General features: G+C 44.6%; 15 protein-coding genes. 9 read left to right on the top strand and 6 right to left on the bottom strand.

The features are described 5' to 3' along the window. Positions 1-23: 23 nt before the first annotated feature. The 4 genes from CLV42_RS07005 to CLV42_RS06990 form a co-directional block, all read right to left on the bottom strand. Entirely contained in the window at positions 24-995 is a 972-nt protein-coding gene (locus tag CLV42_RS07005) for an aldo/keto reductase (protein ID WP_106601176.1), read from the bottom strand. Positions 996-1,163: 168 nt separating this feature from the next. Then, the gene (locus tag CLV42_RS07000) at positions 1,164-2,399 is read right to left on the bottom strand and encodes an RNA polymerase sigma factor (protein WP_106601175.1); all 1,236 of its coding nucleotides are present in this window, start codon (positions 2,397-2,399) and stop codon (positions 1,164-1,166) included. Then, positions 2,399-2,740: a YciI family protein gene (locus CLV42_RS06995; protein WP_106601174.1), complete on the bottom strand. Its 342-nt coding sequence runs from the start codon at positions 2,738-2,740 to the stop codon at positions 2,399-2,401. The genes CLV42_RS07000 and CLV42_RS06995 overlap by 1 nt, the downstream gene beginning before the upstream one ends. Before the next feature lie 225 nt (positions 2,741-2,965). Next, positions 2,966-3,535, bottom strand: a complete 570-nt coding sequence (locus CLV42_RS06990; protein WP_106601173.1) for a dihydrofolate reductase family protein — start codon at positions 3,533-3,535, stop codon at positions 2,966-2,968. A 130-nt stretch (positions 3,536-3,665) separates the two neighbouring features. Between CLV42_RS06990 and CLV42_RS06985 the strand changes: the two genes are divergently transcribed. Next, positions 3,666-4,631: a GlxA family transcriptional regulator gene (locus tag CLV42_RS06985; RefSeq protein WP_106601172.1), complete on the top strand. Its 966-nt coding sequence runs from the start codon at positions 3,666-3,668 to the stop codon at positions 4,629-4,631. Between the two features lie 12 nt (positions 4,632-4,643). On the opposite strand, the gene CLV42_RS06980 is transcribed toward CLV42_RS06985, so the two are convergent. Next, positions 4,644-6,485, bottom strand: a complete 1,842-nt coding sequence (locus tag CLV42_RS06980; protein ID WP_106601171.1) for a helix-turn-helix transcriptional regulator — start codon at positions 6,483-6,485, stop codon at positions 4,644-4,646. Positions 6,486-6,682: 197 nt separating this feature from the next. Between CLV42_RS06980 and CLV42_RS06975 the strand changes: the two genes are divergently transcribed. The 3 genes from CLV42_RS06975 to CLV42_RS06965 all read left to right on the top strand — a co-directional run bounded on the left by CLV42_RS06975 (position 6,683) and on the right by CLV42_RS06965 (position 10,995). Further along, complete coding sequence (locus CLV42_RS06975) at positions 6,683-7,654, top strand: hypothetical protein (protein WP_106601170.1); 972 nt, start codon at positions 6,683-6,685, stop codon at positions 7,652-7,654. Then, positions 7,635-8,321: a hypothetical protein gene (locus CLV42_RS06970; RefSeq protein ID WP_106601169.1), complete on the top strand. Its 687-nt coding sequence runs from the start codon at positions 7,635-7,637 to the stop codon at positions 8,319-8,321. Before CLV42_RS06975 ends, CLV42_RS06970 begins: the two co-directional genes overlap by 20 nt. A 292-nt stretch (positions 8,322-8,613) precedes the next feature. Further along, the gene (locus CLV42_RS06965; RefSeq protein WP_106601168.1) at positions 8,614-10,995 is read left to right on the top strand and encodes an ABC transporter permease; all 2,382 of its coding nucleotides are present in this window, start codon (positions 8,614-8,616) and stop codon (positions 10,993-10,995) included. Positions 10,996-11,041: 46 nt separating this feature from the next. On the opposite strand, the gene CLV42_RS06960 is transcribed toward CLV42_RS06965, so the two are convergent. Further along, positions 11,042-12,742, bottom strand: coding sequence for a GH39 family glycosyl hydrolase (locus tag CLV42_RS06960; RefSeq protein ID WP_106601167.1), 1,701 nt, complete (start codon positions 12,740-12,742; stop codon positions 11,042-11,044). Positions 12,743-12,957: 215 nt separating this feature from the next. Between CLV42_RS06960 and CLV42_RS06955 the strand changes: the two genes are divergently transcribed. From CLV42_RS06955 to CLV42_RS06935, 5 genes are all read left to right on the top strand, one after another. Next, positions 12,958-13,521: a hypothetical protein gene (locus CLV42_RS06955; RefSeq protein WP_106601166.1), complete on the top strand. Its 564-nt coding sequence runs from the start codon at positions 12,958-12,960 to the stop codon at positions 13,519-13,521. A gap of 36 nt (positions 13,522-13,557) precedes the next feature. Continuing rightward, entirely contained in the window at positions 13,558-13,905 is a 348-nt protein-coding gene (locus CLV42_RS06950; RefSeq protein WP_106601165.1) for a hypothetical protein, read from the top strand. A gap of 12 nt (positions 13,906-13,917) precedes the next feature. Further along, positions 13,918-14,478 (top strand): GNAT family N-acetyltransferase, encoded by a 561-nt coding sequence (locus tag CLV42_RS06945; protein ID WP_106601164.1) that lies wholly within the window; start codon positions 13,918-13,920, stop codon positions 14,476-14,478. A 474-nt stretch (positions 14,479-14,952) separates the two neighbouring features. Next, entirely contained in the window at positions 14,953-15,669 is a 717-nt protein-coding gene (locus CLV42_RS06940; RefSeq protein WP_106601163.1) for a tail fiber protein, read from the top strand. A 57-nt stretch (positions 15,670-15,726) separates the two neighbouring features. Next, the gene (locus CLV42_RS06935; RefSeq protein WP_106601162.1) at positions 15,727-16,452 is read left to right on the top strand and encodes a hypothetical protein; all 726 of its coding nucleotides are present in this window, start codon (positions 15,727-15,729) and stop codon (positions 16,450-16,452) included. Positions 16,453-16,541: the final 89 nt, after the last annotated feature.

Here is a 16,541-nt window from a genome sequence, read left to right as displayed (position 1 = left end):
AGGCGGCGCTTATTGGTAACCTGCTATCGCTGCAGATATGTACCACCCAGTATTGCGCCTGGCGCAAAATGTGTGTTCAGGGCATTCAGCTCCTCAGGCGTGAACGCAATACCCATGGCCTGTATATTTTCTGGCAACCGTGACCGGCGGCTCATGCTTACCAATGGCATGATATGATCCCCCTGTGCATTCACCCAGGCGATAGCCAATTGTGTAGGTGTGCATCCTTTCTCCTTTGCCATTTGCTTTAATACTTCGACCTTTTCCAGGTTCTTTACCAGGTTATCTCCCTGGAAACGTGGAAAGTGATTTTGATAGGCATTAGCCGGAAGAGGAGCCTTCATATCGCCGGTGAGCAGGCCTTCGGCCGTATTGGCAAATGCTACAACACCTATACCCAGTTCTTTAGCCGCAGGAAGCAGGTCGCTTTCTATCTGGCGATCTGCCAATGAATAGCCTATTTCCAATGCTGTTACCGGGTGAATGCTATGCACCTTGCGCAGTTGATCTGCCGTTATTTCAGAAACGCCCAGATGGCGCACCTTGCCTTCTTTGATCAGGTCGGCAATAGTACCAATGATATCTTCTACCGGAACGCTATTGTCAAGTCTGCAGGGTTGATAAAGATCGATCGTATCTATACCCAGACGTACGAGAGAATAGTTGATGAAGTTCTTAATAGCTATCGGGCGCAGGTCCAGACCAAGCCATTGGCTGCCATAGAAGATCGCGCCAAATTTGACACTAATGAAGGCCTGGTCCCTTCTGCCTTTGATGGCTCTACCGACGAGCATTTCATTGTGGCCTGCGCCGTAGAAATCTCCTGTATTCAGGAAGTTTATACCGCGGTCCAATGCCTCCTGAATAGTGGCAATACTTTCATTTTCGTCATTTGCCACGCTTCCCCACACAGGCGACATCCGCATACAGCCTAATCCGATTTTAGATACGAGTGGTCCGTTTGTGCCCAGGCTCATCTTTGTTATTGTTGTCATCGCTGCTAGTTTGTTGATTAATGATACAAAATTGAGGTTTTGTAGCGGATGGACGCTTTCTTTAATGGCTCAATTTACTTGTCTGGACGGCTCAGGGTGCATTAGTCTCAAACAGCCCTTAGGAATGACTTTCTTTGAGGCACAGTAGTATTGGGTTGTGCTGATTCATTAAAACGAACCTGCCAGTTTATCCTGCAATAGCTTTATTTCTTTGGCAAGCGTCTGCTTTTCTACACTGGATTTACACAATGCTATCGCCATATTGTAGTGGCTGATGGCGACAGTTATATTCGTCCCAGCGTACAAATACCCAAGGAGAGAATGATAAAAGCTATTATGCTGCAACTCCAGTTGTTCCACTTCCTGGATAGCTTTGTCATGGCCCCGGATCTGGGCTACCACGAAAGCCCGGTTGAGCGCCACCATCGGTGAATGATCAATCAGCAGCAACTGGTCGTATAGGGAAAGGATATGTTGCCACTTATTAGTATCGGTTGGCGTAACATGCCAGTAAGCAATGGCTGCTTCGAGATGATATTTTGAAAGTTGGTTTCCCTGGCAGGCTGTTATCAGGAAATGATTCCCTTTATCAATAAGTGCCTGATCCCAGCGTGTTCTGTCCTGGTGCTCAAAGAGGATCGCTTCACCATGATCATCCACTCTTGCATCAAGGCGGGAGCTTTGAAAATAAAGTAGTGCAAGTAATGCATTGACCTGTGGTGTATTAGTAAGCGGATGTGCTGCCAGTAGAACAGTCAGCCGTATCGCTTCTGAACACAAGTCTTTACGGATGGCCTGATCACCCGTACGGGAAAAATAGCCTTCATTAAAGAGCAGATAGATGGTCTTTAAAACAGTGTCCAACCTGGATTGTATCGCTGTTTCAGTAAGCGTCGGGATCTGAAATTGATGATTGCGGAGTGTGGTCCTTGCCCTGTGTAAGCGTTTTTTGATTGTCTCTGTATTGGTGAGGAACGTGCCGGCAATTTCTTCAACACTAAAACCGCAGAGTATCTGAAGGGCAAGACAGACCTGCGACTGCGGCGCGTTGTCGGGATGGCAAATTGCAAAGATCATCGCCAGCTGACTATCTGCAATTAATCCATCAGTGAATTCAATGGCTGCTTCTGTTTGAGGGCTTGCACTTTCCAGCATACCTTTTACCTTACTATCGACAATAGCTTTATGCCTGAAATAATCCTTCGTTTGATTTTTCGCTACTGTATATAACCAGGCTGTTGGATTGGGCGGTACTCCTTTACTGCTCCATACCTCCGCAGCTTTGAGAAAAGTCTCACTGGCAATATCTTCTGCAATCTCGATGTGGTCAAGACCATAGGAATGGCAGAGTACAGCAACGATTTTGCTGTACTCTGTCCGGAATAAATGGGGCAGGAGTTCCATTATAAAGCATTAATTTCCCGTACCTCTACGGTGCCTCCCACCTTGAAAATCGGACATCCTTTGGAGAGTGCGGCTGCCTCTTCCATAGAAGTTGCCTTTATGATGGAATAGCCCATAATGGACTCCTTGATTTCAGCGAACGGCCCGTCTGTAACAATGTCCTCGTTTTTCAGGACTGTTGCCTGCGGCATCAGCCTGTTGCCGCGGTCAGTCAACTTATTTTGTGCAGCAATGCCGGCAATCCAGTCCATCCAGCCCTGGGTACGAACCTGCATTTCTTCTGGTGATGCGTTAGCAACGACGCCATAATCTGCCCTGTAAATCAGTAAGAAGTCTTTCATGTGTTAATGTTTTTATACCTGAATAACGATTCAACATCTCAGATGGGGACATTTTTATGCAGTGATTTTATCAAAGATGCAAAATTTCTTCTTACAGCGTCTAACAACTAACACTTAACTGAAATATTTCATTCCTTCTTTAACTAATTCCTTTCTCGGTAACCCTATTTGTCCAATAGTATAGGCCTGATGGTGGTTAGTAGATGCCCATTTTCCGGACCGCATTTAATTATTCGGTCTTACAACCTGGTAGTGAATAATAACAACCCCTGATTTCAATGGTGTGGCCTTGATAAATTTCAAAGGCTGTTTGTTTTCCAGTTTTATCCGGTCGAACAGGCGTGATTGCCCATGTCCTGCAATAGCCGGCTGAATAGGGAAATGATATTCATCCACCAATTGTAAGCTGGTCAAAGCACTTACTATACCAGGGCTTCCGATGGTGAGCAGATCTTTTCGGTCTGCATGCCGAAAATTGTCAATCTTTTCGCTGTCGAGTGTTTCAATACTGGAATTATGCCAGGTTGTTTGTTGCAGGGTGTCGGAGAATGCGATTTTATTGATCTCATGGAGCGCCTTTGCCATTTTCACCTGTGAGTCTGGCTGGCCTTCCTTTTCGAGTATGGGAGGCCAGATGCCCTGGAATAGTTCAAAGGTGTTTTTACCAAAGGCGAGGGTTTCTGTGTTCTTTAGCAGGCCATGTACATACTCATGGAACTCGGCATCTGCGATTACATAATGGCTGTCCACAAAGCCGTCGGCAGTGGTGTTGATCAGGCAGGTTATCTTTCCCATTTGTTTGTCTTTTAGAAGATGATAGATGTGTATTTGCTGCAAAGGTATTGTCGGGTAAGGGTGGTAAAGGGGTGTATATATAGCAACTTAAGGGGTTGTTTGTGCAAATGAGTGGGTGTATCTTCGATACATGAAACAAATCAGTTTTTTGCTGACCGGAGGAAAGCTGAAGCCAACTTCATTGTTTGGTGCTATCGAGGTTTTTGAAAAAGCCAACCAGTTTTTACATAAGAAGGGAGAGGCGCCTTATTACGAGATCCAATTGGTGGGAGATGAATTCGGACAACCGATGCTGAATTCTTTTTTTTCGCTTAACTCGTTAAAAAGTGTCAGCGAGGTTGAAAAAACAGATTGTATTATTATCCCGGCATTTGAACCAGAGGAAAATGCGGCAGGGAAATACGCCAATGCCCTGGCATGGGTGGTTGATCAATATAAGTGTGGCGCAGAGGTAGCCAGCCTTTGTACCGGCGCCTTTCTGCTTGCATCAAGCGGGTTGCTGGACGATAAAATCTGTTCGACGCATTGGAAAGCGGAGGCGGCTTTTAAGCGTATGTTCCCAAATCTGAAACTGGCAACTGATAAGATTATTACAGATCATAAAGGGATCTATACTGCTGGTGGTGGGATGTCAGCCTTTAACTTATGGCTGTACCTCGTTGAAAAATACAATGGACGTGAAACTGCGCTTTATTGCTCGAAGGTATTACAGCTTGATATCGAGAGACAGTCGCAGGCGCCGTTTAGCATCTTTAACGGGCTTAAAAGCCATACGGATGATACGATCAGACATATTCAGGAATTTATAGAATCGAATATAGAAGAGAAAATAACAGTAGACCTGCTTGCTGCCCAATGTCATATGGACCGGGTAAACTTTTCAAGGAGGTTCAAAAAGGCTACCCAGATACCTCCGGTTGATTATATTCAGCAGGTAAAGATAGAAGCGGCAAAAAGGGAACTGGAGGCCGGTCGTAAAAATATAAATCAGGTAATGTATTCGGTAGGCTATGTTGACATAAAAGCTTTCCGGACGGTCTTTAAAAAGGTGGCAGGCTTAAGTCCGACGGAATACAAAGCCCGCTTCAGTCATTGATAACAGGGTATCCTACTTCAAACCCTGCAAAAAAGCGTTCAGGTCCTGCTCTTTTTCCAGACCTAGTTTTTGTTTGATCCTATAACGGCTCATTCTGACACTTTTAGCCTCAACATGCATCAGCTGTGCAATCTGTCGTGTATCCATCTGAAGATAGAGGTAAGCGCATAGCTTCAGGTCAAGCAAGGTAAGTTTTCGCTGTGCCTTCTCGTTCAGTAATTGAAAAAAGTCGGCATGTACTTGTTGGATCTGTAGTTTGGCTTGTTCAAAGTCATCATCCAGGACCATTTCTTCCTTCAATACCTTTTGCATGTTCACTTCATCTCCTCCGGCCAGCTTATCCTTCAGATTGTACAACATCTGATTCTTATGTTCCAGTTGCAATACATTGGCCATTACTTCTTTTTTCAGCTGTTGCTGTTGTATCTCCATCAATTGCTGCTCTGCCCTTAGTCTGGCCTGTTCTTCTTTCTCCAGCTTCAACTGCAGTTTGGAATCCTGTTTTTCCAGTTCCAGTTGTTTTTCACGCTGTAAGGAATAGCGTAATCTGAAATGATAAGAGCGGAAGAGGAACAGGAGAAATAATACGGAGACAATGGCAATACAGGTGTATAAGAAGTTTCTTTGCTGCTGGCTTTTCTCACGCTCTTTCAGGAAGCGTACTTCGTTATTGGCCTTTTCTGTTTGATATTCTATTTCAAGCTTTTGAGCCTTTGATGCTTTTTGCTGGTCAAAGCTTTTGCTGCTGTATTCATTTACGAGCTGCTGGAATTTGAGGGCATTCTGATAATCTTTTCGGCTCTCATAGAAATCAGCCAATCCTTTTGTCACATTGATCATCGTATAATAGTAGGGAGGCTGTTGCGTCAGCATCACATGATAGGCTTCCAGCAGATAGCGCTCCACATCTTCATTCCTGTCGTCTCGTTTGGCATATTCGCTCAAGATGCCCAGGCTGCTGGCTATTACCTCCTGGCTATTGGGAGCATCTTTCAGTACTGTTCGAGCCTTGTTTGCATAGTGGATGCCTTGTGTCTGTGCATGGTTATCCGTAGGGGAAAAGAATCTTTGGTAATAACTGGCGATATTGATGCAGCTTATTGCATAAGCATAATTGTTTAGTTGTCCGGGGTAACGGCTATAGAGCTGCTCAGATTGATCCAGGTAATAAAAGATGCTGTCAAGCGCTGCCTGCTGATGATTCTCTTCGTATTTATATTCATGAGCTGTTGACATCGCATTGTAGCAATTGCTCAGGAGGGTATAATCAGTAGTTTTTAAGGCATTCTCCAGCGCCAGGCTGGCATATTGATACACTTTTGCCCCATTGTTCCAGTTCGCATTAATGGCATACAGCTGATAATAGATCTTGGCAGCGATATAAGGGTCCTGGTTCCTGTCCATTGCCGCCAGGGCCATCTGGCAGTATTTCATCACGGCATCCGGATGTTCAAGTGTTTTAAACAGCAGTGCCTGTCCATAATAAGCATAGGCCATGGAGATAGGGGTATTGGCCTTCTTTGCTGTTGAGAGTAGCGTATCACTCAATTGTCTTATCTGGGCCAGTTCCTGGGCACCGATCCTGCTATTTAAAAGTAGCAGATAAGCTTTAGAGGCATCGGTCAGGTTATTTGCACGTAAGGCAATCGTTATACTTTCCCGGGCGGTAGCCATCGCCTTTGTATATTCTTTATTGACCCGGTAAAACTCTCCCAGCTGATTTAATAACATTACTTTATCATGCTCGCTGGTATGGGGGAGGGCAATGGCTGATTGTAGACTATCGGACAACCTGGTTTGGGCAAAACCACCTAAGCCGGTCAGACAAATAAATAGCAACAATAAGGATTTCATGTTGGCAAATTACTATAAATCAATAAGACCGGTGTGAAAACCATTGAGAATACCATCTCTTGTAGTATGTGTAATTATGTGAATAGTAGGGAATTATATGACCTGTAGTCGTTTTGTAGACGCGCTTTAGCCAGCAGTAGATACTCCGTAGGTAGCTGATATTTGCTTTGGGGGAAATGCCAGCTCACCTTTGTACCATGAAAAAACCTGACTTCGGTCTTTCTTTCTGGTCCCTTTATACACTCGGGTTTACCGTTGCATTGCCGACCTTCCTGTACTACAATGAGGGGTGGGGTGAACCACAGGAGAGTGCCGGTATCGCCTTTCTATACCTGGGCCTTGGAGCCCTCAGCTGGCTGGTGGCGATCGGATTATATAGCCGTTTCTTCATCAAAGTAGTGTTTACGGATAAACTGCGTTTGGAGCGGACTGCCAGGGAAGGAACTACCATTATGGCAAAAATCATCCGAAAGGTACAGACAGGCGTTATCCGTGATGCTGTCACGCTCGAACTCAGGTTGGCATTCAGCAATCTTGCCGGAACGCATGTGGAGTTAGCCTACGAATTGAACGACGCCAGACCCTTTGAAAAACGTTTCGAAGAGGGCAATACGATCGAAATGAGCGCCGGTATCAATGGGAGGGAGGCGTTATTTGTTCCGAAATCGCTGGACGTGTCACGTAATAAAGGCATGGTATTACTCTATTCGGTTATTTTCCTCCTTCTGCTTGCGGCAGCTATCGTTTACCCTATCATTTCTTATAGATTGGAAAGTCAGGGATCTGGCTGGCGGTTTCTCAGATTGTCGCATCCCTGGATTTCAGTGCCGCTGATAAACATTGGCGTTGGCATATTCATCATGTTGCTGATGGGCTTTATCGGAAAAGCATCAGGCGCTCCGGAGCAACCGCTTCACATGGTCATGTATGGTATTAAGACTACAGCTACCGTTCTGAACTTCAAGCAGACGGGCACATACATTAATGAGCAGCCACAGGTGCAATTTGATATTGAATATACAGACCCGCAAAATAACAGGCGTAAAGCTGTTTACAAGAAAATAGTTTCACTACTTGAGATTCATAAACTTGATTGCGGGCCTAAAGAGATCATGTTTTTACCCGATAAACCGGAGAGAATAGTATTTTATGAAGACCTCACATTATAAGATATCTACCATTCTGCTGACCTTCTTTTTGATGGCATCCTGTAAGGAATTCAGAAGAAGTATTGATGAAACGCTGCATCCGGTCGCTCAAAAGAAACAAGCACCGGCTGTTGGTAATACGTCTTCTTCATCCACTACCTTTTCCTCTTCCACTGTAATTTCATCCACTTCGGAGGAGGTTTCCAGCAGCATTTTTGAAAGCGCTGCAACGCTTGACAGTATTCAACAGGCACTATATAATATGCCTCATCTTAAAGGGAAGAAACTGTTTTTCATGGCGGGCTTTTATTTTTATGATTATCAGGGAGGCATGATATCTGTAGACCTGCAGGATCCCGACAACCCCGGTAATGTGGATACTTATGCCTACAGTCATGGGGCATGGGAAATACAAAAGCCAGTGAAGATGGCGGGTATGCAGCATTTTCCTCTTGAGATGCTGCTGATGCCTTTGGATGAAGTGAAGTTCAGCACTGCAAAAAAGGTATATGATATTGCTGTGGAAAAGTCAAAAACAATTGAAGGGGCTGAGCCGATACAATTCGTCTACTTTAGCCAGATCAAGGCGGTGCATGTAAAGGAATGGTATATCATGATACGGGCAGCCAGGCGTGATTACCGGATTACGTTCGATGTAAATGGGACTTTCCGGGGGATGCATTGGTGACTGTATTTGACGAGCATCACATATCCTGCAGTACGCACCAGCAGTTATCAAAGTTCTATAGTTGTACGCCCAACACCCAAAAGAACGTTCGTCACTGGACATGAATTGTCTCAAAACCGGACATATTTGTGCAATGTGAATTATTAACCACTTAACTATCATTATTTTGTAATCAGGCATTTTCTTAGCTTGCAGTACAGTGGAATATTTATCTGCACTGGTTAGCAGCTTTATTCAGTGTTTCACTAATTCAGCTTTAGTGAGTCCTGTACGGAGTTGAAAATGAAATAACATGTTAAGAAACTATTTGAGTATTGCCTGGCGCAATCTATGGAAGCACCGGTTGTTTTCGCTGATCAACCTGATAGGGCTCGGGCTGGCGATGGCTATGTGCCTGCTGATCATTATACAGGTCCAGAGTAGTTTTGAGAAAGATACTTTTCACCCTTATCCTGACCGTACCTACCGCATTCTTACAGATGTTACCAATAAAGATGGTAAAACATTTCCGCTTGCTATGACACCCTTACCGCTGGGGCCTAAATTGTTACAGGAGCAAAGTGGTATTGAGCAGATGGCACAGGTGATCCGTGGCTTTGGCGGTAGCTTTAGTAACCGGATAAAGTCGTTATCAGCCTGGGGACACTATGTAAGTCCCGGCTATTTTCAGCTCTTTGCCTTTCCGTTGGAGAAAGGGAAGCCTGCGATAGTGCCTTATACGGTGGTACTCTCTCACGAGACAGCAGAGAAGTTCTTTGGTAATGTTGATCCTATAGGTAAAGTCCTTGAGAATAAAGAGATGGGCGCTTTCACCGTTACAGGTGTATTTGCACCGCTGGGGGCAAAGCAGACCCACCTGGAGGCGGATCTGGTAGTATCCATTGCTACTTATCCATCGCTTAATCCTACGGTTAACCAGAATGACTGGCTTAATTATAATGCATGCACTTATGTGCTGTTGCAAAAAGGCGTTTCATCTGCCCGGTTGGACGGTATGCTGGCGCAGGTAGTAGCAGATAATAAAAAGCATGTGGACCTCACTGGTATTAAAGAGCTGGGTTTCCGCAGGCAGCTTGTCAGCAGGATCTCACCGGACTTTCAGGGGCTGTTGAATAATCCGGGCGTAGAGCCCTGGTTTAAGGTACTGGTAAATATCATCATGATGCTGGTCATAATATCGCTGGCGATATTTAATTACACCAACCTGACGCTTACCCGTTCGCTGAGCAGGGCCCGGGAGATAGGGGTTCGTAAAGTTGCTGGTGCTGCTCGGTGGCAGCTGGTGTTGCAGTTGCTGATGGAGAGTGTGCTATTGGCTTTCTGTGCATTGATAATAGGCTTTTTAGGGCTACAATTCATGAAATCGTTTATTTATGCCCGTTGGTTGACGTGGGACGTGCAACACCCGCTTGTGTTATGGCTGGCGTTCATGGGTTTTGCCCTTTTTACCGGCATTGCAGCTGGTATAGCCCCAGCGCGGATCCTGTCATATGGCAAACCGGTTGTGATGCTGAAGGGAGCGGTGGAAACAGTAGGTTCCCGGAAAATAGGTTTTCGCAAGGTGCTGATCGTGGTCCAGTTTGTCGTATCGCTGGTGTTTATGGTGTTCAGTGCTGTGATGTATAGTCAGTTCCGTTATATGGCAACGGACAATGACAACTTTAACCGGAAGAACATTCTTAATATCCCGTTGGCAGATCATAATACTTACCGTCTGCTCAGCAATGAGATGTCCAAGTTATCTGGGGTTAATAGTGTGGGTGCTGCTTCAGCTCCCTTTAATGAGTCGGCGGCACCGGCAACGATCACCCGGAATAGCCGTATCAAAGATGGGATGGAGCCCTTGCAGGCGTATAAATATGCGGTAGATGCAGCCTTCATCCGTAATATGCAGCTCAGGTTTGTAGCGGGTAATAATTTACCGGAGAGCAGTTCCGACAGCCTTAAAGGTCACTTTGTGGTGATCAATGAAAAGGCAGTACAGTCATTGGGCCTCACAGACGCCCGAAGTAGTATCGGGCAGACCATCGTTCTGGATAGCAGTGAAATGATAATAGCCGGAGTGGTAAAGAACTTCAATTTCATGCGATATGAGATGCCTGTCACACCTTTAGTATTACAATATGACCCCTATGCCTTTAAAACACTTTCATTGTCAGTCCAGGATGGCGTTAAACAAGAACCGCTTGTAGCATCCCTTCAGGGGCTCTGGAAGCGACTGTATCCTTATGAACCGTTTTTATACAGCTGGTATGAGCAACAGATGTATGATGATTACATGGAAAATGAGGACTTGAAATTGTTTGGTGTTATTATCCTGATCGTGTTTGTTATAGCGTCTCTTGGTATGCTGGGAATAGTGACGTATAATATGGAGAAACGGGTGAAGGAAGTCGGCATTCGCAAGGTAATGGGAGCAGGAGTGGGGCAGATGATGCGTCTTTTATCCTGGAGTTTTGTAAAGCTGATCCTCATAGCGGCGCTTGTTGGTCTGCCGTTGGGAGGCTTCCTGGGATCGTTGTTCCTGAATATTTTCACTTACCGGGCTACGCCGGGTATCTGGATTTATGTGGTATGTCTGGGTAGCCTTTCATTAGTTGGTATACTCACCATAGGTATACAAACGTATCGCACAGCGATGTTAAATCCGGCCATTACACTCCGGCAGGAATGATCTGAGAAATATAATCATCTGGATAGTAATGGCCGGTTGGCTATTATTACCAGTTCAGTATTACCAGTGCCACTGCCTGACGCTGTAAAGGAAAGACCAGCTGAAGCTCGCCAGCATTAGTTGTCTTTTGCTGCTGTTGCACACATTGTAACTTGCCGGCTTTCTCCAGTGTTGCAATCTGTTCTTTTGTTGGATGCTGTGGTGAGCCCATCTTTTTCCATACTTCATAGGAATTGCTATGGTCACTGTCAATAAGGTAGGTTTTCGCTGTTACCTTTTTTGCCGGAATACCTTTAAAGGTTAATGTCACCGGCTCAGCAGCACCCTTTTTATCTTCATCATGGTAATTCCACACCATTACTGCCGCAGATGTCGCAGCTTTGGTGGCAAGGGCGCCGATTTCGGTCTGCGTACCTTTGATACTGGAATCCACGACTGTCTGCAGTGAATACATGCGGTTGGCGGAAACTGTTACCCTGTCGCCACTCATCATACCAAACATCCTGAAAACGTTTAATACAGGCTTATCCACGCCATTGGTGGCCAGATCTCTGAAGCCATAGAACCAGGGCTGGTCTTCAAATTCGAATGACCATGATACCGCACCAAGGAAGTTAATCTTATACTGATCTGCCAGCAGATATTCGCGTGCAAAGGAAGCCGCTGTATAACTTGAATATAAGGTCCCATTCCGGTAAGCATTCTCCGGATTAGTAGCCATACCGCAGGCAGCGCAGCCTTCGGGATCTGATTCACCTATGATTAACGGCAGCTTGCTGGTTTGCGGATATGAGGCGGCGATACGGAACCCTGCCGAAATATCACGCAGTTGAGGTGACATGTTCATTCTGACCATACCGTCTACCAACCTGGGACTTCCTTTAGCGTGAAACAGCAATGCGTCTAAGGGCGCACCTGTTTTGCCGGTAGCGTAGTTGGTACCTGAAATGCAGTGCTCAATAAATTTAGTGGTCCATTCTGTAGCGGTTTTGCTGCTGGTACCGGCCACATTGATACCACCTATTCTGGCGGTAGGCAGGGCCTTTTTTATACCATCGGCGGCGTAGTCGTATAGTTTGAAGAACTCCTCCTGAGTACCCTTCCAATAGTACCCGTTGGGCTCATTCCATACTTCCCAATACCAGCTTTCCACTTCCTTTTTTCCATAACGTTCCACGGAGTGCTTCGCCCATTGATAGACGAGCTCACGCCATTTGTCGTAGTCTTTAGGTGGATATGCCCAGCCGGTGATGATATCGGTGTAAGGATCGCCGGGCTTCCAGTAGTGCCGGTAAGGCTCAGGATGTGTAGACAGCGCCTGGGGCATAAAGCCGATTTGCGCCAGGGGTTTCATACCCCGGTTGATATAAGTGTCAAAGATACTATCGATGATAGCCCAGTTGTACACCGGCTTGCCATCAGCATCCTCAGTATAGACGTTGGTGGAGCCCCATTTTAGGGCAGCCTTACCATCTCCTGTTACCAACAGGCTGTGCGTTCTGACATATACCGGGACCGGGCTGAGTTGGGCTATTTCGCTTAGCAACTTCTTTCCGTCCTTCATGTAGGTATAGTTAGGCTCATCGTAGCCAAACCAGGCCCATACGGGTTTCATCGGTCCGACGACCTGTTCCAGGTTTATATCAATAAACGCAGGGTCATTGTTTTTTGAAGACGGAGGGATGGATTGCGCTAGTGAGGCGCTGTATAGAAGTATACAGAGATTGATCAGCAAAATATTTTTCATAACGGAGTAATTGGCCAGTTAAATTTAAACATAAATTAATTGAATGTCTAGAAAACACTTAATTATGTTCGGGGGGATGCGTTGGTGATATATCTATCAGGTTTCCCCGTACGAGTAGTTTACACTACGGCAGGAATGATTTAGTATATTTGCACAGTATTGGGCAGTAAAAGTACTGCTCGTACGTTTTAACATACACCGCCAACATTCACCAAATGACGTCCAGGAACGATTTTATTAAAAGCGAAGAGCTCAAAATGACATGGTGGGAGAAGTTGACCATGAACTTTCCGGGAATTAGATCAACCAAGTCCATTGCCGGGGCCTTGAAAAGCAAGCGATGGGGTAAAGAGAAAATCATCAGGCCCTCACGTTCTCTTCAAGTTTTCAGCATAGCTTTGGTGCTTTTGCCGGCCTATGTATGGATGTGGATTTTAAAGCTTTTGTTAGAATATACATTTCCATTTTTGGTCTTTCTCTTCGGCTTTTTCATGATGTCCTTCATAATTTATTTGATACTTAGAAATTCATTTTTTAATAAGAGATATATTTACACGATAAGAGTTAATCGCGACGCTATTAGCATTCGCAAGAATAAATTTTACTGGAGAGATATTGTTGAGACCTGTATTATGTATAAATATGAAGGGCGCACCATGAATAAATATTTGCTCATTTTCAGAAAGGACGAAATAGTGGAGAAGTTTGATCTATACAAGTTTAGCATTTCAGACAAGAAGCTTTCGGAAATAATTGAGTACTATAAGGCAAATAATTGAGATCCCCTTTATGATATCCCTATAAATGCAATATAAATGTTAGATCAGGATTTTTATCAGTTTTTAGAGTATGAAATCTGCAAGGTGTTTCAGCATTCAAACAATGAAGAAATAAGTGGCTTTTGGTGTGATGGTGTTTTGCCGTTTGCGACCGGGTATAACTATTCTCAAAAATCTATACATGATAGTAGGAAGATCACTTTGAAAGCATTTATAGGTAAAGATGGACAATCAGAATATGAACTGGTTTTGAAGCTCGGAAACAAGGCGCTTAGCAGGCACGCAAGGAATCTGGATATTAAAGAGTGCATTCCGGACCCGGAGAAACCAGATTGGTTCGACATTGACACTGAAGAAAAAAGAATTGAAATACAACTTGATTGAAAACTATATTACATGCCCAAAGCTATAAATGATATCATCACACCACGTTTGATACTGCGATTACTCGGAGAGGAAGTCTCCAGTGCTTGTCTTAACAATGATTTTGAAACAGCTCAACATCTACTGCATGCTACTATCCCGGAGGAATTCTTTGGCGAACTTAGTGTGCTGCAAAGAGACCGTCGCTTGTTACAGGAAGACCCTGAATATAAGCCCTGGGCATCCAGAGGGATCATACTAAAAGGCGAAATGAAAATGATTGGCTTGATACGTTTTCACAGCAGTCCGTGTTTCAATGCAGACACACCGTATAGGGAAGGAGCAGTAGAACTTGGATATAGGATCTTATCGGATTATAGAAGAAAGGGATATGCGCGAGAAGCTGTCTTTGCCATTACTAACTGGGCTGAGGAGGTTTTCTCTGTACGGCGTTTTATCGCGTCTATTTCACCGGAGAATTTACCTTCTTTAGCGCTTGCCCAATCTTTTGGCTTTGTTAAAGTAGATGAGGTGATGGATGAAGTAGATGGACTGGAACACGTTTACATGCTGGAACGAATACCAGCGGAGTAGCGTTAAAAAGGAGCGGGGCAGCCTACTTCGCGAAGTAAGGTCCCTTCTTTGGACATATATGCAGCTATTTCTTCATGCTTTAAAAAAGCAAATATAATTGTATGTTTGGAGCCCTGAATGATAGCTTTACCTGATAAGTTATATTAATTTTAAGGGGGCTAAAAATAGAATCAGCAAAGGTTTGAGGGTAAGTCACGGGTGATGTGCAGTTACCGTTCATACAGAAAATTTTTGCAGTATCGAATTTTAGTTTTTACATTTGCCCCCATATTTTACAGTTACCCTTAAAAATACTAATGACCCCGTTATGTTACACCCCAAAGTAACACTTCGACATAATTGTACACTGTTGTTGTTCCTGCAGCCTCTCATTACGGATCCGGAGCGTATCCCTGTTCCAAAAAACAAGCTCCTGTCGGAAATGTATTAAAGCAATAGCTGGACATCATATACATATTTTAATCCCAAATCAAAATGAAGCATTTTCTATTCATTACAGCATTCGTATGCACTGCAGCGATCAGTAACCTATATGCTCAAACTGACGCTTTAAAAATTCTGCCCAATGGAAATGTCGGTGTCGGTACCGATGCGCCCACAGAAAAATTACAGGTAGATGGAAATGTAAAAGCCAACGGCAGATTCGTTGATAAAACCGGCGTGGTAATGCCTATAGGTACCGTTCTCCCTTATGCAGGGACTACTCCTCCTCCTGGATGGCTGCTCTGCGACGGAACGGCTTATTCTATCAGTGGAGATCAGAAAGATCTGTTCGCGGCTATAGGTTACACGCATGGTTCTGATGGAACTACCGCCAAATTCAGGGTGCCTGATCTTCGTGGCGTCTTTGTTATGGGCGCCGTTCCAACGCTTTCGTATGAATCAGTTGGTACTCGGGGCGAAGCCGATCAGCACGGGCATTACGTGGACTTTCCTGCAAGAACCTTGTATACCAACTTTGCTGGTAGTCACCGCCATTCTTTCCCAAGTAACTGGTATAAGAGAAATATGGATGACGGAAACTATAGTGGCATAGATACAGGTGGTAGCGACGTTTCGCAACAAACCACGCAAGATGCGGGTAACCACCAGCATTCAATAGCTGATTACGGACAAAGACTTTATACCAATTATACAAACGATAGAAACCGCCCCAAATGGATAGCGCTCAACTACATCATTAAATACTAAACAACCGGTAACACCGGTATCACTACAAATACATATTAACCTCAAAACGTAAACACAATGACAATTACAGAAATTAAGAACCTTTCCAGCAACATCCCTGCCATCACAGATGCTACTGAACTCGCCAAATTTGACAGTACCAGCACTTTTGCCGAAAAAATCACAGCGGAAAATGTAACAGCAAATACATGGAAAGACTTTGCTACTGCCAATGACGATATTCAGGTAACCTGGGCCAATGGCGCCACAGTGGTCTACCGTGCAGTAGGGGGGACATTTGCACTGAGTGGTACTACAGTTACAATCAGTGGTCTTGCCAACGCTTCAAAATATAGCGTAGGCATCAACGGTCAGCTCACCATTGGACCGGAAGGAAACGATGCTGCTGCAGCGATCGTGAATATCAGAATGGGGAATCTGGTTACCAAACAAAACCCGAAGGGTGACTGGATCATTGACTTCAGCGACAAAACAGATGAAGCAGGGGGAAGCGAAATCAACCTCAAAGTACTCATCGACTGGATCAAGAGAAACACCGGAGATAATGCTGTAGCGCAATTGCCAGCAATAACAGGTGAAGACGGTACTGCTAAGAATCCGGAAGACTTTATCATCCTGTTCAAAGACTTCTACTATAATATCACGCAGAAAACTTTCGATTTCTGGGTGACATCAAAAGAAGGACAGACCATCAAGTTTGGTAGCTTTACTATTAAGAAAGTAGGCTTCAGAGTTACCAATATAGCGACTAACCCAACCCTGTATGAAGCCCCCAAGAGCTAAGTAGCTCGCGCGTTACAATGTATAAACACTAATGTTACCACTCCTGCAGAATAATTGACCTGTTGGGAAAATTATTCCTTAACTGGTAG

Source organism: Chitinophaga ginsengisoli, from assembly GCF_003014595.1.
Classification (GTDB): Bacteria; Bacteroidota; Bacteroidia; order Chitinophagales; family Chitinophagaceae; genus Chitinophaga; species Chitinophaga ginsengisoli.
Note: the sequence above shows the minus strand (reverse complement) of the source record. Positions and strands in the feature narration are given on the sequence as shown.

What these genes read in the sequence shown, in the direction of transcription:
- CLV42_RS07005 (WP_106601176.1), bottom strand. Translation starts at nt 995, where the DNA reads ATGACAACAATAACAAAGATGAGCCTGGGCACAAACGGACCACTCGTA.
- CLV42_RS07000 (WP_106601175.1), bottom strand. Translation starts at nt 2,399, where the DNA reads ATGGAACTCCTGCCCCATTTATTCCGGACAGAGTACAGCAAAATCGTT.
- CLV42_RS06995 (WP_106601174.1), bottom strand. Translation starts at nt 2,740, where the DNA reads ATGAAAGACTTCTTACTGATTTACAGGGCAGATTATGGCGTCGTTGCT.
- CLV42_RS06990 (WP_106601173.1), bottom strand. Translation starts at nt 3,535, where the DNA reads ATGGGAAAGATAACCTGCCTGATCAACACCACTGCCGACGGCTTTGTG.
- CLV42_RS06985 (WP_106601172.1), top strand. Translation starts at nt 3,666, where the DNA reads ATGAAACAAATCAGTTTTTTGCTGACCGGAGGAAAGCTGAAGCCAACT.
- CLV42_RS06980 (WP_106601171.1), bottom strand. Translation starts at nt 6,485, where the DNA reads ATGAAATCCTTATTGTTGCTATTTATTTGTCTGACCGGCTTAGGTGGT.
- CLV42_RS06975 (WP_106601170.1), top strand. Translation starts at nt 6,683, where the DNA reads ATGAAAAAACCTGACTTCGGTCTTTCTTTCTGGTCCCTTTATACACTC.
- CLV42_RS06970 (WP_106601169.1), top strand. Translation starts at nt 7,635, where the DNA reads ATGAAGACCTCACATTATAAGATATCTACCATTCTGCTGACCTTCTTT.
- CLV42_RS06965 (WP_106601168.1), top strand. Translation starts at nt 8,614, where the DNA reads ATGTTAAGAAACTATTTGAGTATTGCCTGGCGCAATCTATGGAAGCAC.
- CLV42_RS06960 (WP_106601167.1), bottom strand. Translation starts at nt 12,742, where the DNA reads ATGAAAAATATTTTGCTGATCAATCTCTGTATACTTCTATACAGCGCC.
- CLV42_RS06955 (WP_106601166.1), top strand. Translation starts at nt 12,958, where the DNA reads ATGACGTCCAGGAACGATTTTATTAAAAGCGAAGAGCTCAAAATGACA.
- CLV42_RS06950 (WP_106601165.1), top strand. Translation starts at nt 13,558, where the DNA reads ATGTTAGATCAGGATTTTTATCAGTTTTTAGAGTATGAAATCTGCAAG.
- CLV42_RS06945 (WP_106601164.1), top strand. Translation starts at nt 13,918, where the DNA reads ATGCCCAAAGCTATAAATGATATCATCACACCACGTTTGATACTGCGA.
- CLV42_RS06940 (WP_106601163.1), top strand. Translation starts at nt 14,953, where the DNA reads ATGAAGCATTTTCTATTCATTACAGCATTCGTATGCACTGCAGCGATC.
- CLV42_RS06935 (WP_106601162.1), top strand. Translation starts at nt 15,727, where the DNA reads ATGACAATTACAGAAATTAAGAACCTTTCCAGCAACATCCCTGCCATC.